Source organism: Okeania sp. SIO2C9, assembly GCF_010672455.1.
In the GTDB taxonomy this organism is placed as follows: Bacteria; Cyanobacteriota; Cyanobacteriia; order Cyanobacteriales; family Microcoleaceae; genus Okeania.
Genome location: NZ_JAAHGO010000069.1, coordinates 1 through 18,062, shown reverse-complemented (window position 1 = coordinate 18,062; position 18,062 = coordinate 1). Strand labels below are relative to the sequence as shown.

Annotated in this window: 13 protein-coding genes; 6 read left to right on the top strand and 7 right to left on the bottom strand. The window is 36.5% G+C overall.

Annotation, left to right across the window (positions count from 1 at the left end; translation table 11 throughout):
• Window positions 1-179: 179 nt before the first annotated feature.
• Window positions 180-578, bottom strand: coding sequence for a choice-of-anchor W domain-containing protein (locus F6K23_RS31910; RefSeq protein ID WP_293163594.1), 399 nt, complete (start codon window positions 576-578; stop codon window positions 180-182).
• A gap of 389 nt (window positions 579-967) precedes the next feature.
• Between F6K23_RS31910 and F6K23_RS31905 the strand changes: the two genes are divergently transcribed.
• Both F6K23_RS31905 and F6K23_RS31900 read left to right on the top strand, forming a co-directional pair.
• Window positions 968-1,129 (top strand): hypothetical protein, encoded by a 162-nt coding sequence (locus tag F6K23_RS31905; protein ID WP_293061705.1) that lies wholly within the window; start codon window positions 968-970, stop codon window positions 1,127-1,129.
• Between the two features lie 254 nt (window positions 1,130-1,383).
• Window positions 1,384-2,100, top strand: a complete 717-nt coding sequence (locus tag F6K23_RS31900) for a PEP-CTERM sorting domain-containing protein (RefSeq protein ID WP_293163592.1) — start codon at window positions 1,384-1,386, stop codon at window positions 2,098-2,100.
• Window positions 2,101-3,060: 960 nt separating this feature from the next.
• Here the strand turns inward: F6K23_RS31900 and F6K23_RS31895 are convergent.
• Window positions 3,061-3,696 carry a hypothetical protein gene (locus tag F6K23_RS31895; protein WP_293163589.1) on the bottom strand — a complete coding sequence of 212 codons (636 nt, stop codon included), beginning with the start codon at window positions 3,694-3,696 and terminating at the stop codon, window positions 3,061-3,063.
• A 1,139-nt stretch (window positions 3,697-4,835) separates the two neighbouring features.
• Between F6K23_RS31895 and F6K23_RS31890 the strand changes: the two genes are divergently transcribed.
• Complete coding sequence (locus F6K23_RS31890; protein ID WP_293163586.1) at window positions 4,836-6,182, top strand: TldD/PmbA family protein; 1,347 nt, start codon at window positions 4,836-4,838, stop codon at window positions 6,180-6,182.
• A gap of 17 nt (window positions 6,183-6,199) precedes the next feature.
• Window positions 6,200-6,343, top strand: a complete 144-nt coding sequence (locus tag F6K23_RS31885; protein WP_293163583.1) for a hypothetical protein — start codon at window positions 6,200-6,202, stop codon at window positions 6,341-6,343.
• 359 nt (window positions 6,344-6,702) lie between these two features.
• Here the strand turns inward: F6K23_RS31885 and F6K23_RS31880 are convergent, their stop codons facing one another.
• The 5 genes from F6K23_RS31880 to F6K23_RS31860 form a co-directional block, all read right to left on the bottom strand.
• A complete protein-coding gene (locus F6K23_RS31880) occupies window positions 6,703-7,479 on the bottom strand; it encodes an ADP-ribosylglycohydrolase family protein (protein WP_293163580.1) in 777 nt (258 codons plus the stop codon).
• Window positions 7,480-8,155: 676 nt separating this feature from the next.
• A complete protein-coding gene (gene phnD / locus F6K23_RS31875) occupies window positions 8,156-9,154 on the bottom strand; it encodes a phosphonate ABC transporter substrate-binding protein (protein ID WP_293163577.1) in 999 nt (332 codons plus the stop codon).
• Between the two features lie 869 nt (window positions 9,155-10,023).
• Window positions 10,024-10,389 (bottom strand): hypothetical protein, encoded by a 366-nt coding sequence (locus tag F6K23_RS31870; protein WP_293163573.1) that lies wholly within the window; start codon window positions 10,387-10,389, stop codon window positions 10,024-10,026.
• Between the two features lie 908 nt (window positions 10,390-11,297).
• On the bottom strand, window positions 11,298-11,654 hold the full coding sequence (locus F6K23_RS31865; protein ID WP_293163570.1) for a hypothetical protein: 357 nt from the start codon (window positions 11,652-11,654) through the stop codon (window positions 11,298-11,300).
• Between the two features lie 1,152 nt (window positions 11,655-12,806).
• Complete coding sequence (locus F6K23_RS31860) at window positions 12,807-13,136, bottom strand: hypothetical protein (protein WP_293163567.1); 330 nt, start codon at window positions 13,134-13,136, stop codon at window positions 12,807-12,809.
• 829 nt (window positions 13,137-13,965) lie between these two features.
• On the opposite strand from F6K23_RS31860, the gene F6K23_RS31855 reads away from it, so the two are divergent.
• Window positions 13,966-17,103, top strand: a complete 3,138-nt coding sequence (locus F6K23_RS31855; protein WP_293163564.1) for a DUF2126 domain-containing protein — start codon at window positions 13,966-13,968, stop codon at window positions 17,101-17,103.
• Between the two features lie 824 nt (window positions 17,104-17,927).
• Window positions 17,928-18,023: a transposase family protein gene (locus F6K23_RS42350; protein ID WP_375340808.1), complete on the top strand. Its 96-nt coding sequence runs from the start codon at window positions 17,928-17,930 to the stop codon at window positions 18,021-18,023.
• Window positions 18,024-18,062: the final 39 nt, after the last annotated feature.

The following is an 18,062-nucleotide window of genomic DNA, read 5'->3' as shown; positions in this document are numbered from 1 at the left end:
CTAATCCTCCGATGAAATGAGGATGGTCAGCACGTAATCCTTCTGCTACACCAAAAGAAGGTGTTTTCTCTGCATTCTTTGAAAGGTTATCATTAACTTTAAGTAAGCTTCTGATTGTTAATGCGATAATACAATCTACCTAATAGTGTTTGATTAAAGTCTGACATACCCACGATCTTTTAGACCCTTAGAATTTTGGATTCAATGGTACAAAATAGTGCAGACTTAAATATGTCTTTTGCCAATACTTCTCCCATAATCACATCCCCTAGTTTAACTTGAAATGCTAGTTGCGAGCGATGGGGAGCTGTCTTATCTTTAAGGTCTTTAGCATCTCCAGTCCAAATCATAGTTGTTGTACCCGTCAATGTGAAACTCTCCTCTAGATCGGTTAACCATAAATATTGGGAACTATTCCAATAACCACATCCCTCTTCAGAGCAGACAAAACTAGAATTTTCCGCGATCGCCTGACTATTTAGGATTAGATTATCTACTACAACACTATTACCTTGCTTACCGAAAAATTGTGGTTTAAAGTCTCCCCTTTTAAGGGGATAATAAAGAAAAATTTTCATGAATTTGTCAATCCTCTTCTTTTCAAGGAGAGGTAATTATTAATTATTCATTATTAATTATTCATTATTAATTATTCATTATTAATTGTTGAAGAGCTGTTGTGCGGATAAATAGATCGTTGAAAGTATCTGTGGTTATATCTTCAATTATTTAATCTAAACTCCAGTTGTTTGAACTCTATGCTTTAATCATCTCTCTAATTTCAGCGAAAAGTTGTGACAAAAATAAGTGAATCCTGGTAATTTTTCAGAACACAGAAAGTGAGGCTAAAAGTATTGAAAGAGTGAGCAATTATGTCTCATCATGGTGAAATAGATCTATGATTTTGGTGATGATAGTCACAACAATTTTTGATTTTTTTTGGCAGCCTTAATAGTCGGTGAACAAGTTGGATAAGGATAAGCAAGGCGATAGATATTTTGTGGAAATTAAAGCTAAATTTTTACCTGGTAGAGAACAATGGGGATTTATGGAATTACTTGGAAAGCCGACATTAGATGTTCCTAAGTTTTATAAACCTGAGAAGCCGACAAATACAAAAGTAGCTTAATCAAAAAAGATTGAGAAAAATGCCTGACATACTCAATACCAAAAATTACTAAGTTTAACCTGTATAACAACAAGCAGAAAAACTCATTATAATCACGGATAAAGTATTAAAAATCCAGTTTTCATGAAGAATCAGTAAAGATTTAAAGTGCGGGGTTGCAGATTAGAATTAGTATCAAATAAGATATTTATTAATAGGGGAGCTTAACTACAAATTTTTAATTTATTACAAACAAATAATTAGGAATAAAAATAATGAAATCTATTTTCACTATTGCCGTCGCCACCGCAAGTTTCTTTGCCACTTCACTAGCAGCCAACGCTGCCTCCTTTAGTAAAGTTGCTGACGATAACCTCTTTAATGACCTTAAACCCGACTTGGCCTTCGTCGCTGAAGGTCGCATGGGCAACAACGCCATGAATGGAACTCATGAACTCAACTTCCACGGTGCAAACCCCTCGAATGAAAGTCAAACCCAAGACGAAACTAACTTTGTCTGGAGTAACGGCGAAACTTATGACTTTGAACTGAGATACACTGCAAGCTCCGGCTTAACTAAATTCTTCATTAATGAAGTTGAGCAGCTATCTGACAATTTCTCCGGTCCCTTCTCCGATATCTTTATCCGTACCAGAGCGACTAAGGACGGAAGCAGCATTAACGTTAACAATATCTTTTTAAACGGTGAATTTCTCGATGGCGCTTCTTCTACTGTTGCTGAGGGTGGAGGTGCCTGGGCAGACTCGATGGATTATCTGCGCATCACTGGTTTGTCCGCTGATGAAGATTTCACTCTCACTGGTCAGTCTACCATGAGTTGGGGAGATATCGTACCGAATAATTCTCATCTAGCTTTCCAAATTAAAGTTGCCGACGTAGAATCCGTTTCAACTCCCGAACCAACTGTTATATTTGCTTTAGGTTTAGCATCTGCTGGTATGGCTTTACTTCGCCGTCGTTCAAGAATTTAGAATTAAGAATGCGCGAATTTAGAATTACCTCTTCTTTTCAAGGAGAGGATTGGATTAAAAGGAATTTTTTTCTTCTCTTGGTCGATTAGATATGGTTAGGAAACCCATCCATCCCTCGACCGCTTTTTTCTCCATGAATGGAGAGGCTTTATACCTTAATTTTTCGGTAATAAAGCGGAGTGAAGTTCTGCTATAAATAGAGGAATAAGGAACAAGGTTTGTCGCCATGATCTCTAGCTAGTGCGGTGAAATTCTGGTGGACAGGAGACGGGGAATTGATTTGCTACGACGGCTGTTTGCTCCGCATTCCGCAGGAAAAGTAAGCAGGCAGCTAGAGCAGCGAGAAGATTGCTGCAACATATTGAGTAAAACCACTCGTCAAAGCTATTAAAAAAAGTCAGCTAACAGCTAGACAATAGTCTATACCGAGAACCCTAGAAGTCTTCCCTTCAGGCTTGAAGCAAATGTGGATTTATGAGGGGCTGCGTGCGGAAGTAAATTCCGCACTTTAAACGCCCCGTCCCATTTGCGGTGGGTTAACTGCAGAATCCAGGGTGTTTCAACCCCTGGAGATGTCAAATTTTCTCAAAAATTATGACAATTAGAAACCTACACTGCTTCGCTGCATGACTGAAAAGTCTTAGGGTCAGTGTAGGTCATTTCAGTTATCAGTTATCAGTTATCAGTTATCAGTTATCAGTACCTCTGCAATAAGGAGGCTTGAAACCTGGAATATTCTCTTCTCTTGGTCGATTAGATATGGTTAGGAAACCCATCCATCTCTCGATCGCTTTTTTATCCCCTTAAAAGGGGAAGTATTAGACCACAATTTCTCGGTCAATCAAACTTATATTCCAATGTGGTTCAGTTAAGGATTTTTGTGGCAAATTTATAACTTGCAAAAACCTATCCTAACGTTGCCTAGCAGACAAATCTTTGTCTTATCTGAACTGTATTGACTTATAATCCTAAATCAGATTTCGCAACTTTAGCCATAGCTAAAAATTTTTCCTCCCACTTTTTCCCTACATTATTGTCATTATTTTGTTGTAAATATTCTGCCAAAGAACCCCATCCATTTGACTGTAGATGTAACTGAGTCGCAATTTGATGTTTACAAATTGTGCGACGATAAATCATATCGGCACAAGTACAACCAATATTATTTACTTCAGCAACAGTTCCTTTCATGGAATTTCTGACCACAGCACTAATAGCAGTTAATTCCACTTCTAACTTTTCTAATCCTACCCGATTATATCGTTCTAGAAAAGCCTTAATTTCTGTATAAACAATCAAATACTTGCCATTTTCAGTATTGATATTTATGCCAGAATCCTGAAAATTATAACTTTTGATTTTGCCTATATTGCGCTGTTTAATTTGCAAAAAACAGAGTAAACAATTCAGAAATTGAGCCTTAGATAAAAAAGTGCTGCACCGTCCTTTCGACGTGCTATAAATTATTTGGGGAGTATTACTAACCCCAACAGTTTTCACACTTTCAATTTTAATTTCTAACGGTACTAATGGCTGAATTTCTGAAATAATTTCATTGGAAAAATGAGTGGATTGAATACCAACGTAACTAACCATGATATAATCCTCTTGTGATTTAATTTTTCGATCCAGGCGCTCTATGAAATAGCTAATTCAGACGAGTGCCTTTCATATTACAATTATACTTCATTTTTTCTAGTTCGACAACCTATGTAAATCAATCTAGGCAAAGAATTGAGACTGTTATAGCGCTGTGCGCAGGCAACAGGCAACAGGGGGAATAAATTACTTATCATATAAGACTTTTAGCTATTTGGCCTCTCCTGCAATTTGTAAATATACCAGGGCTCATTACTATACTACAAAGTAGGGGAGTAGGAGAGATGGAATATTTTTGATATTTACCGAATAATTAATAATTAATAATTAAATAATTCTAGTTTAAAGCCTCCCCTTGATCGGGGAAAAAAGCGGTTGAGGGATGGCGAGGTCCCCTCGCTGTCCTCCAATCAACCAAGACAGCGGTCGTTGCGTAGCTTCCCCGTTGGGTGGGATGGCGAGGTCTTTTCGCTGTCCGACCATCGACTCCTGTGAAGAAATAATATTTCCTTATATTCAATCAAGAAAGGTTAAAACCCGAGGTAATTATCAATTATCCACACTTCAATTATCAATTAATAAAAGGACTTCCGCAAATTGACTTTTAAACCACCATCTGTAGAGGCGCAATTCGGAGCTTTCCGGAGCGCAAATGGTATTCCCCCTTGCCATAAGTAGAGTCTCTGCTTCAACAATGAATAATGAATAATGAATAATGAATAATGAATAATGAATAATTACCTCTCAAAAGAAAACGGATAGGATTGACAAAGAGATGAAAATTTTTCTTTATTATCCCCGATCAAGGGGAGGCTTTAAACCACAATTTTTCGGTAATATAATGTCCGGATAATTAGCGATCAAAAAAACTTTCTCCTTTTCTTCTTGTTTCTTCCCTCCTGACTCCTGACTCCTGACTCCTCCGTAGTCTATTTATAAGTATTCAACCGGAGAAGATATAAGTCCTGACCTAATTAAGCGGATTTGATATAATCAGAAGTTACGCATAAGGTACGAAAAATTAGGATTTGAGATTGCTTTCTGTTCCGGAATGCTCTGCAAATCCTGTGTGTCGCCATGACGGAAATACTTTGTACTGCGTAAGTCCTAATAATAACTGTTAACTGATAACTGAAATGACCACAGCCATTAAACCAAATCTTCTTAGTCAAGACGAAGCTTTATCTTTAGTAGAAACAACTGTAAAAAAATCTGAAGCAGAAGGTATAGTCGTCAGTCTTAGCAACGACGAATCATCCCTAAGTCGCTACTCAGAAAATCAAATTAGTCAGAATATTACCAAAACAAAATTTGAACTCAACATTACCAGTTACTTCGGAACTCGCAGCGCCACTGCTTCCACTACAGAATTAGACCCAGATTCCATTACAGCTACTATTCGTCGTTCCGAGGAACTCGCCCGCATTGCTCCACAAGATCCAGAATGGGTGCCACTACTCGAACCTCAAGAATATGAAAAACGTACTCCCGCTTTTGATGAATTGACCGCTACTATCTCCCCACTAAAGCGAGGAAAAATAGTAAAACAAGTATGTGTTATGAGTGCCAAAGCAGGAGTTGATGGCTCCGGTACTCTGAGTACAAATACATTTTCAGGAGCGATCGCTAACTCAGTTGGGTTACGCGCTTATAGTAAATATACAAGAGCAGATTTTAGTTTTACGGCAAGAATTGAAAATGGTTCTAGTTGGAGTCGTAGCACTGCCTGGGGAATCAACCAACTACCTACTGAAACTCTAACAGAGGAATTGATAAACCGTGCTTTTGCCTCTCGCCAACCTAGAGAAATTAGCCCCGGTGTATATCCTGTGATTTTCAGTGGGGCAGCTTTAGGCGATCTGTTGATTTGGCTAATATTTAATCTAGATGCACGAGCGGCAGATGAGGGGCGATCGTTTATGTCGCGTACTGATGAAACAGGTAAACCAGTAGGCAACCGAGTTGGGGAAAAAATGTTTAGTCCTTTAGTGCAGATACAGCGCTATCCAGGACATCCTTTGTTGCAGTTGGAGACTTTTTCTAATAATGGGTTGAGTAATCATTATCTGGAAGTGATTAAGGATGGTGTACCACAGACGTTATCTTATAGTCGTTATTGGGCGACACAAAAAGGTAAGCAACCCACGGGTTATATGTTTCCAGTGGTGATGCAGGGTTCTGAACAAAGTTTGGCTGATTTAATTGCCCAGACGGAAAGAGCTGTTTTGGTAAATCGTTCGTGGTATGTGCGTTATGTTAATCCTCGGACATTGGAGGTGACTGGTATGACACGAGATGGTACTTTTTGGATTGAGGATGGTAAGATTGCTTATCCGATTAAAAATTTGCGGTTTAATCAGGTTTTGCCGGATATGTTGCGGGATGTGGATGCTGTTAGTCAAGTACAACGTTATGGTGATAGTGTTTTGCCTGGACTGAGGGTGAAGGCGTTTAATTTTAGTAGTGTGACTGATAGTGTTTGATTAGGTCGTAGGGGCGAATGGCATTCGCCCGCACAGGAGTCAGGAGTCAGGAGTCAGAAGTCAGGAGTCAGAAGTCAGGAGTCAGAAGTCAGGAGTCAGAAGGAGAGAGAATTACAAAGATGAGCGTAGTTATGACAATTGAAGAATTTTTTTATGTCTAATAAAACGGATTTGATATCATTAATTTTTTCCGTCTACTACCTACTCCCTTCTTCCCTACTCCTGAAAAAGACTTTTTCAGCAAACCCTAATTATCTCGGTAAGGTTTAAAAATATTCTGATTTTTCAGCTCTAATTGGTGGGTTGTTTTTAATAATTGAAGGTTGAAGATATATATCAATTTAAACTAGAACTCATATAGCAATCAGGAATCAGATATGAGAATTGATATGTTCCTTTAAAGTATAGAATATAGCAGTTATCTTACTCATATATATTTGTTTTTTTCTTATTCTTTGTTGCCTGTTGCCTGTTGCCTGTTGCCTGTTGCCTAAAAATATCCAATATCTCACAACTAAAATCACATTGCTATACAATATTTCGACATAAACTCCAGAGTCAAATTTTGAAGACTTTCATCTAGAAACTCCCATATTTTCTCACTAATAAATTCTGGTACAGCTCCATAAAATGCTTGAGCAATACCTCCAGCAATACAAGCAATAGTGTCACTATCTCCACCTATAGAAACAGCATTTCTAATTGCATCTTCAAAATCTGTAGATTCTAAAAAACAAATTATTGCTTGGGGAACGGAACCTTGACAAGAAACATCAAATTTATAAGTAGGTCTAATTTCTGCTAAAGTTTGACTCAAATTATAGTTGAAATTACTCTGAATATAAGACTTTATTTCATCCTTACTTTTTCCTGTTCTAGCAAGAAAAATTACTGCTGCTGTAGCTTGAGCACCCTTAATTCCTTCTGGGTGATTATGGGTAATTTCTGCACTCTTTTTTGCCTCTATTAATACTGTTTCCAAGTCATTAAAAGCAAATCCCACTGGACTAACTCGCATTGCTGACCCATTACCCCAACTATAATAAGGTTCCTTACTATCAGATTTATTCCACTTTTTAAAATTGAAGCCATAACCTGCGTAAGGATAGCGACGAAAATACTCCTTAACTGTATCAATATATTCGCGATTATTGAGGATAGAATCCGCAACTGCTACCGTCATAACGGTATCATCTGTAAATTTACTTTTACTACTAAATAGGGGAAAATCTTTGATTTTGATATTGTGATGTTCATAGACAGAACCGATAATATCACCAGCTATTGCTCCTAACATTTTGCTCTTACCTTTATTTATTTAATTAGGGTTTGCGTATGGAAAGTCTTCTTGCTGGGGTAGGAGACAGGAGACAGGAGACAGGAGACAGGAGAAATAGGAATGAGCGAGGAGGTAGGAGTAAGAATTATCCCAAGATTGTTCTGCCTAACTATGCGCCTAAAATACAGTCCTTTTTGAGCGTTTTAGACTGAAACAGGCGCACTTTTTTCGACCCCAAAAAGGCACTTGTCTTTATATGTTAATGCTTTTAGATTAGATCGGCAAGCCCTAATTAACATTTTAATAAAAAAAGCAACAAAGTAAATATTTGCTTTGCTGCTTAATTCTATGGAGACTTCTGGTGATACAGTATATTTCTGATTAAAATTAAGTAGGTAAGCAGAAATAAACCATTTTTTTTTACGTTTAATTAGAGCTACCTACTTATCATCTGTAAATCCTGTTTTACCGAAAAATTCAGGTATAAAGCCTCTCCATTCATGGAGAAAAAAGCGGTCGTTTTGCTACGAAACATATAAAGCGTAGCTTCCCGTAGGGTGGGATGCTGAGGAAAACTAGCCATATCTAATCGACCAAGAGAAGAAAAAAAGTGCTTTGATCCAATCCTCTTATTTATCAGAAGAGGTCATTCTAAATTCTTAATTCTTAATTCTAAATTATTGAATTTTGTCATTCAATTACTTTTTATGGCGTTTAATTGTTGGCGAAATTGCTCTAATTGTTGTTTATCCTCAGCAGTCATTTTTTCCTTATTTTCTAACTCTAAAATCTTTTTAGCTAGGTCTAATTCCCGAATCGGATTCCAGGTTTTATCATTCGCTTGAGCAAAGCCAGACCAACCATGGGGTTGGAGAACTTTTGCTTCTTTATAGTTATAGAAAAAGTTGCGAATTTTCTGTTTTAAATCTGCTGGCAAATCTTGACGATAAGCAATTGGGTCGCTGGGAATTAAAGTAGAAGTCCAGATAGTTTCTATATTAGCTCTTGCTTTTGGATTTGTTTTTTGGAGTCGGTCTAAAGCTTCATTATTATTAGTAGCTACATCTACTTGATTATTGGCTATTGCTAAAGCTGTTGCTTCGTGACTGCCGGAAAAAATTAAGCGTTTAAATGCTTTTTTGGGGTCAACTTCGTTTTGAGCAAAAACATAGTAACTTGGTACTAAAAAACCGGATGTAGAGTTCGGGTCATTAAAAGCAAAAGTTAAATTACCTGCATTTTTAATCACATATTTATCGCCTCCCATTGCTTTAGCTTCAGCAACTATAGGATTATCTTTGTTAGTAATTAAATGAGAGTAATAACCTTTACCACCTTCTGTATCTACTACTTGGGCAAAAGCCTCAGCTTTAGAACGTTTTGCTGCTTCAATATAGGATTTTCCTCCATACCAAGCTAGGTGGACATCCCCAGTTCGCATGGCTTCAATTACTGCTACATATTGAGTCACATAAAATGCTTTAACTGGTAAACCAATAGAGTCAGAAAGTGCTTTGATAAATGGTTCCCAAATTGGTCTTTGATTACTTTGAGATTCGGTGGAAATAATGCCAAATTTTAGTTCTTTTACCTGAGCGAATGTTTTAGGGGAAAAAGTTAAATTAGCTAATTTTGCTCCTGCTAAGGATAGAGCAAATAGAGATGAATTTTTAACAAATTTACGTCGTTCCATGGTGTTCTTTTCTCTGGAGATATTAGTAGTTGTAAGTTGTGTAAGTATTTCCTGCGGAATGCTGCGCAAACAGCAGTCAGCTATTAGCTATTAGCTATTAGCTATTAAGATATTAATTTTGGGGAAGGTAAAAGCAATTTAGAAATTGAGAAAGAATAAAAAGTTACCGCCAAAGTACCCTTCCTCAACCTTAGAAGTAATTATTCATTACTAATTGCTGTTTGCGTAACATCCCGTAGGGAAGCGCTGACTGCTAATAGCTGTTTGCTTACTCAGTTGTAGCAATCAGCTTTTGTGTTTTTTAGAGACATAATTTGTCCCTGCATAAATTATCCTAGATTAATGTTAAGCCTTGGTTAAGCTAACTTTATAGAATCTTTGAGTTAGAAATTGGCGATCGCTACGAGATAAATAATAGCCATGAAACAGTATCATCGCATTAACGAAGTCAGAAGTCAGAAGTTATTTTTGTAACGGGGATTTGAGCTCCCCTCCAAAAATATTGCGCCTTAAAAGGCGGGGTTGCGCGACCCACATTATTTTGATAATTTTCGGCTTTCAAGTTTTACTGACTTTACTGACAATTAATAATTGACAAGTGACACTTAATTACACTTTTTGAGAAATAAACTTTATAGCAGTATGAGCTGTTATATAAAATTTTTCATGTAGTTAATACCAATGTAAGCATTCCGCAGGAAATGCTTACTGAAAAATTGTGGGTATGCGCCTCCCTTTTTAAGGGGATAATAAATAAAAATTTTCATGATTAGTCAATCCTCTTCTTTTCAAGGAGAGGTAATTATTAATTATTAATTATTCATTATTCATTATTGAAATACCAATTACCAAAAGTCATGCTCTAATAATTAAGAAAATGCAGTTCTATCTAATTCATCTAATTGGTGGATAAATTCTATTTCACCAGAATGTATTCCGTCTTGGTAAATTACTTTCTCGCAAATATAAAAGGCTAAATGCTTTTGAGAAGGATCTAAAGACCGCAAGGCATCTAAACCAGAATGAAGAGCTACTTCAGAATTGTTGGCCAATTCTTGATTCTTAAAAGTCTCTATACAGCGGTCAAGTATCTCTCTTACCTGCTCTTGTGGAGTGTTCAAAAGATCGGAACCCATCTCCACAATTAAGTTTTTTTCTTGGTCACTAGCATGACCATCTACAACAGAGGCCAAAGCAGCCAATTGGATAATATTGTTAACAGAATCAGAATTCATATTTTTCTCCATTAAAGTGATGTGAGAAAGGGTTATTTGTTGAGGTAATTACATCAATAAATAACCAATCTCCTTACTACTCAGACTAAATCAAAATTATAAATTTTCAGTTAATTCATTCATCAATATTTAGATTTTGCAGAAAATATTCCGATGACAATTATAAATTATCATTACTTCTGATTAATTAATTTTTCCCATTGTAGTTAATATCTTTGATTTAACAAGTCATATAAAGCACATTTTATTAGAATCAATAGACATCTCCATCAAAAGAAGGAGTAGGGAGTAGAAGGAAATAATTGATAATTTATGTGCGATGATTAATTTTATTTTTTATTATCACCAGATGTCTAACAAATATAAGTAAGTAGATCTAATTAGGGTTTGCTGAAAAAGTATTATGAGTGAGGTTAGGAGTCAGGAGTCAGGATAAATGGGAATTATAGAGGAGGTAGGAGCTAAGTTTTGTCCCTAGATTTTTCTACCCAACTCTTGCCCAAAATCCTAATTTTTTGAACCATTACCGTCTAAAACTTCGCACTTTTTGATACTTAAAAAGGCACTTACCTTTATCTATCAGTCTTTTTAGATTTAATCAGCAAACCCTAATTAAACATAAAAAAAATTTGTAGGGGTGGGTTTAAACGAAAGCTTTGACTTCAGAACGATAAGCTCTAAAAGCCTACCCTCTAATATTGTGTTTATTTATGCTCATCTAATTGGCATAAAAGTTAAAGCAAAGGGTGCGGAAATATCAGAAGCTTAAAACTCATGTAATACCAAATTTTTCCTTCTTGCTTCTTTATTCTGCTATATAAAAAACTCTCCACCATAATGTTAAATTTGGTAGAGAATAATGTTAATTACTTGTTAATTTAAAAAGGGTAAAAAGCTAATTCTAATAGTTAAGAAAATACGAATCTGCGTAATTCAAAAAAGAATCTCATTTCAGACTCTTCTACTGTTCTGTCTATGTGAATTACTTGTTCGCAAATGTGAAAGGCTAAATGCTTATTAGAATCTGATAAAGGCTTTAATGCCTCCAAAGCATAATTAAGAGCTGTTCCAGGATTGTTTGCAGCACCTTTAGATTGATAAATTCCAATCCATAGGTCGCTCAAGTTTCTTATTTCATCTTGGGAAGTTCTCAAGAAATAAGAACCTTCATCAACGATGAATTTCTTTTCTTCGTCAGAGGCTTGACCATCTACAACTGCAGCTAGGGCAGCTAATTTTACAATATTTTCAGCAATAGGATTCATATTTCTCTCCATAAAAGTGATTAGAGAAGTGGTGATTCATTGAGGTAATTACATCAATAACTAACTCATCTTCTTCACTCCTAGTTTAAATCAAAATCATCAATTTTTAGTTAATTCACTTATCAATATTTTGCCGAAAATATTCCGATGGTAATTAGAAATTATCATAACTTCCGGTCAACTATATTTTCCCATTTGTAGTAGAATACTTTTTGCTCATTAAAGAAGTAGTAGAAATCAGGGACAACCCAAAAATAAATTGTGTAGTGCCATGGTAGTTTAGGGGTTTGTGAATAACGGCTTAGAGTATACCAGTTTATGTCTATAGTTAAATTCTTTTTATTATAGCAGTCTCAGCAAAAATTATTATAAACTTTGGTCAACTATATTTTCCTATTAATAGTAAAATTATATGTTATATACAAAATTTATGATTCAATTGAACTATTCTATCAGCAATTAATAAAAATCGTATAATTTGAGGTTTTATACACAAAAAAAACCACCATAATATTCAATTGGTGGAGAGTGATATTAATTTAGTTGTTAGTTGAAAATCACCATCTAGAAAACTAGCTTTACTGTAAGTATTTCCTGCGGAATGCTGCGCAAACAGCTATTAGCAGTCAGCTATCAGATGCATGAATGTAATAACTTACTAAGGTTATCTGATAAACTTTTTCTTTTGCGCGGAATGCGGAAGCAAACATATTTCACTCCTTGGAGAGTTCGGTGCGATAATAAGCTAATAATTCATAGCTGATAGCTGATAGCTGACCGCTGAATGCTTACGCTTTACTGGTGTATTATTCTTCTGTTTCAATCAGCTTAATTTAGTATTCTTCGCAATATTTATTTGTTTTATATTCTTTTTCTAAATCATACTTGCTAATTATCTTTAATTAGTTTTTTAAGACTAAATTCATAAGAAGTTACATAGAATTTTATTCTCATCAGAGTTTACTTGTAGATAAAAACAGAAATACTTACCAAATACTCCTATTAACCACTACTATTTTCTCCTGACTCCTGAGGACTGACTCCTGACTTCTTATTCTGTTTAGCCTCACACAAAATTGGTATAAGTTGATAGCAGCGTTAAAGTTTCTATCAGCTTGAAAACTCCTGGTTGCACTAATTAATCCAAAGGATTTAACTTTCGTACAAAGATAAACCTATCTGTATCTCTACTTGGCTATTGGCAGGATTGACTTCATCAAATAATACGAAAATACTATCATTACCATAGCGTAACCTAATCTGATTTACTTTTAGCGGATAGACATAGGTCTCATTTCCTGAAAAATAACACTTGCATACTGCATAGTTGAAGTATGCATTTGTCGATTGGGTTACATTATAAGGATGCTTTTTAATTTCTAGCCATGAAAGACCTGCGTCAATTTCCACTCCATTATTTGAGTAAGGTGTACCAGGAATTATCTTTGCTTCAATTAAAAAAGATTGAGATACGTTTGCCATTTAGAACTTCTTTTGGTTACTGATTTCTTGATTTCACTTGATGAAAGTGATTGAATAATTGGTTATTCATCTATAACAATTCTATCAATAAATAACCAATCTCCTTACTACTCAGCCTAAATCAAAATCATCAATTTTCAGTTATTTCATTCATCAATATTTTCTAGAAAATATCTTTCTAACAATTAAAAATTATCATAAATTTCGGTCAACTAATTTGTCCTATTTGTAGTATAATACTCTTCTGTAAAAATATAAATAAAACACAAAAAATGCTTACTTCTACGCAGAAATTTGATAAACTATTTATTCTCTTTAATTTAGGCTAATCTGATTAGACCTCTTGCCAAAGTTCTAAGAATGAAAATCAATCAAAATCAACTCAAAAATTACCTTTTATTCCTCTAATTACTGAATAATTAAGGTTTAAAGCCTCTCCTTTAAAGGAGAAACAAGCGGTCGTTTGCGGAGCATGACCTTAGGATGGAATGGCGCAATTCGGAGCGGCTCTGTCAAGAGCGGGTCTCGGAGCCATATCCAATCGACCAAGAGAGAAAAAATTTTCTTTTTATTCAATGCTCTTCCTTTTAGGGAGAGGTAATTATCAATTATCCATGATCAATTATCAATTATTGAAAGCCATTTATTATCTGTTAGTCTAGTCATAAATCAATAATTATTAAATCTCAAAAAATCAGTAAGATTATTAACTATAACTACCAAAATTATATTTTTAGTGTTTTTCTATACATTGCTATAAATAAGAGTATCTCTAGGATAAAAACCGTTTCAAAAAAAACCTATTTCCTGTTTCACAGCAAAAAAAATAATGTCAATAAAAGTCAGTCTCAATCATCAACTTACTTATAACTTTGACCACCCAATTATTCTCGGTCCGCATTTATTAGGTTTACGACCCTCTCCTCATTGTCGTACCCCCATTCAAAATTATTCACTAAAAATTGAACCTCAAGAACATCAAATTACTTGGCAACAAGACATCTACGGTAATTTTATTAACAAAGTCAACTTTATTCAAAGAACAAATAAACTCAAAATAGAAGTTGATATAATAGCCGAACTAAAACCAATAAATCCCTTTGACTTTCTCCTAGAAAATTATGCAGAAAAATATCCTTTCGCTTATGAAAACCAACTAAACAAAGAACTTACCCCATTTTTAGAAATCAGTGATTCAGGGAACTTAATCCAGGAATGGATAGATAAAAACCGACAAACAGCAACTTACACCACAAATTTTATTCATCTTATTACCCAAAAACTTGCTCAAGATATTACCTATGAAATTCGACTAGAACCAGGCATTCAAACTTGTGAAGAAACCCTCAAGAAAAAAATTGGTTCCTGTCGAGACACAGCCTGGTTATTAGTACAAATATTACGTCATTATGGTTTAGCATCTCGGTTTGTTTCCGGGTATTTAATTCAACTCAAAGAAGACATCCCACCCCTTGACGGCCTTCCTGGCCCAAAATCCGACAATGCAGACCTACACGCTTGGGCCGAAGTTTATTTACCAGGAGCTGGTTGGATTGGTCTAGACCCCACCTCTGGTTTTTTAGCAGCAGAAAGTCACATTCCCCTCGTCTGTACTCCCGAACCCACTGCAGCAAACCCAGTACGAGGCACTGCCGAACCTTCCGAGTCTCACCTTGAATTTTCCGTTACAGTTTCTCGCTATCAAGAAAAACCCAGACCAACTAAACCTTATACCGAGAGACAATGGCAAAAAATTAATACCCTCGCTCGGGAAGTCGAGGAAAAACTAAGACGTTTGGGTTTGGGGTTAACCATGGGAGGGGAACCAACCTTCATTTCTATTGATGATTTTGAATCACCCCAATGGCGAGTAGAAGCGTTGGGAGATGACAAACGACGCCTTGCGGGAGAATTGTTAGACCGTCTGGAAAAAAGATTTGCCAAAAGTGGAGGACTATTGCACTATGGTTTAGGCAAATGGTATCCCTGTGAAGCTTTGCCAAGGTGGTCGTTAGGATGTTATTGGCGCAAAGATGGGGTTCCTATTTGGAGCGATCGCTCTCTCATTGCAGAGGATAATAGAGATTACGGTCATACTCGGAAGGAAGCAGAAATTTTCATAGAAACTATTGTCCAACAGTTAGGTGTTAATTCAAGTTGCATCATTCCTGCTTATGAACAGGAAACTGAAACACCTGCGGGTTATGTTTTACCTATTTTGTCAGTGTTGAAAAATGAAAATCTACATTGGAGTAGTTGTTGTTGGCAACTGCCGGAAAGTAAATTATATTTGCTCCCTGGTGACTCGCCATTAGGATTTCGTTTACCGCTAAGTTCTATTGTTTGGGCAGAAAATTTGGAACCGGAAGCAACTGTTGATATTAACTATCCACCGACAACTCCAAATGCTGCCTTTTGTGAAGCTCCAGAAAATTCGATTCGGGTGGCATTAACTACAGAAGCACGACAGGGAAAAGTACATATATTTATTCCACCGATGATTTCTGCTAGGAGTTATCTAGATTTGATTGCTGCCATTGAAGATACGGCAAAGCAAGTAAAAATTCCTGTAATAGTTGAAGGTTACACTCCTCCTGGAAATTCTGGAATAGATGGATTTCAAGTTACTCCAGACCCAGGGGTGATAGAAGTAAATATTCATCCTGCTGCAAATTGGGATGAGTTGGTGGAAATTACTACAAATTTATATGAAGAGGGACGTTTGTGTCGTTTGGGAACCGAGAAATATCAGTTAGATGGTCGTCGGATAAGTACGGGTGGAGGTTCACATATTACTATTGGTGGAAAAAGTGTGTCAGAGAGTCCTCTACTACTACGACCAGATTTATTGCGGAGTCTGATTACATATTGGCAACATCATCCTTGTTTATCTTATTTATTTTCTGGTTTATTTGTCGGTCCGACGAGTCAGTCACCCAGAATAGATGAGGCACGACATGAAAGTTTGTATGAATTGGAAATTGCTTTTCAGGAGTTACAACCGGGAAAAGAAGTTGCACCGGAATTGATAGACCGTTTGTTGAGAAATTTATTAGTAGATGTCACGGGAAATACTCACCGCACTGAGTTTTGTATTGATAAGTTATTTCCGGTAGAACATCCACACCGTCAATTTGGGTTGTTGGAATTTCGAGGGTTTGCCATGCCTCCTCATGCCAGAATGAGTTTATTACAAATGTTATTAATTCGGGGTTTGGTGGCGTGGTTTTGGGAACGACCTTATCATCGAGATTTAATTCGCTGGGGTACCATGTTGCACGACCGCTTTATGTTGCCTCATTATATTGGGGAAGATTTGCAAAAGGTAATTGGAGATTTACGGTCAGCGGGTTTTGAGTTTGAATTTGAGTGGTTTGCGCCGTTTTTTGAGTTTCGCTTTCCCGTCATTGGGGAAGTGATGCGGAATAGTTTGCAGTTGGAATTACGTTATGCGATCGAACCTTGGCACGTTTTGGGGGAGGAAACGACTGGTGGAGGAACAGCGCGTTATGTGGATGATTCGATGGAAAGGTTGCAGGTAATGTTGCGGGGAGCAATGGGAGATTCGCCGAATCAGGATAGTTTGGGTTCTAGGTATGTAGTTTTGTGCAATGGTCAGCAGATACCGTTGCGGTCTACTGGTGTAGCAGGTGAATATGTAGGAGCAGTAAGATATCGTGCCAGAAAATATGGGAGTTTGCTACATCCAGCGATCGAATGTCATAGTCCGTTGGTGTTTGAAATTGTGGATAGTGTGGTAGGGCGAAGTATTGGGGGGTGTAGTTATTATGTGAGTCCTCCTAATAGGAAGGTTTATCAGCAGTTTCCGGTGAATGGTCGGGAGGCGGAGTCGCGGATGGTGGAGCGGTTTGTGGAGATGGGTCATTCTTCTGGGGAGGTTGAGTTGTCGTCGTTGAGATTGAGTCCTGAGTATCCGTTGACTTTGGATTTGCGGAAAGTAAGATAGGAAAAAGGAGTCGCGTCGGGTGCGTTTTCACCTGTCACTTACATAAAATCCTTCGGGAAACATAAAATGGTGGAAAGAGTGGCACAGAAGTTGAGTTAATATTGCTCCCGCGTAATATTACAATTGATATATATAGCAATATGATTTTAGTTGTGAGATATTGGAGACTTTTGTTTTAGGTATGGAGGGAATATGGAATAGGGGAGAAACGAATACATAAGAATAAGATAACTGCTATATTCTATTCTTTAAAGAAACACCTCAATTCTCACATCTGATTCCTGATTGCTATATATAGTTAAAATATTGAATCTTCAAAGGCAGTTTAACCAGGAAATAATCTTTATATATTAATCCTGATTGGAACGGAAATCTGTATATTCAACAATAGACCTCTCCGAAATATAAATAAAATCTGGTAAAATAATACTCAATCAACTTTCGTAAAGGTTAAGAATATGGATTCATTATCAGAATATATCGAGAAACATCCCCAAGAAGCACAACGATTAGTAGGTCGTGCATTATGACCAGTTAAAACAACTAATAATATCATGTCCGAAGGCAATCGTTTGTGTAAAAGTTAGCGTGGATATCTACAGGAAATTTAAGTTTTTTCTTGCCTGTTGCCTGTTGCCTGTTGCCTGTTGCCTATTTACTATACAAGACCGATGCTACCGGACATGATATAAAGCAAGCGATCGCCCTACACACTCAAACCCAATTAGAAGGAGAATCCAGGAAAAAAAGAATTATAAAAAAAGCAGGGGGTCGTAATACAAAGCTATCACTCTGGGGAACAAATATTATTAACTTTAATATACTTGCGACAATTGACAACATTTCAATTGTTGGGTATCCAATTCGGAGTAAGTGAAACAACAGCAAATGATAGGTTTAATTACTGGTTTCCACTTTGAGGAAAACTGCTACCATCAAGTTTACTTGAACAGGTAAAA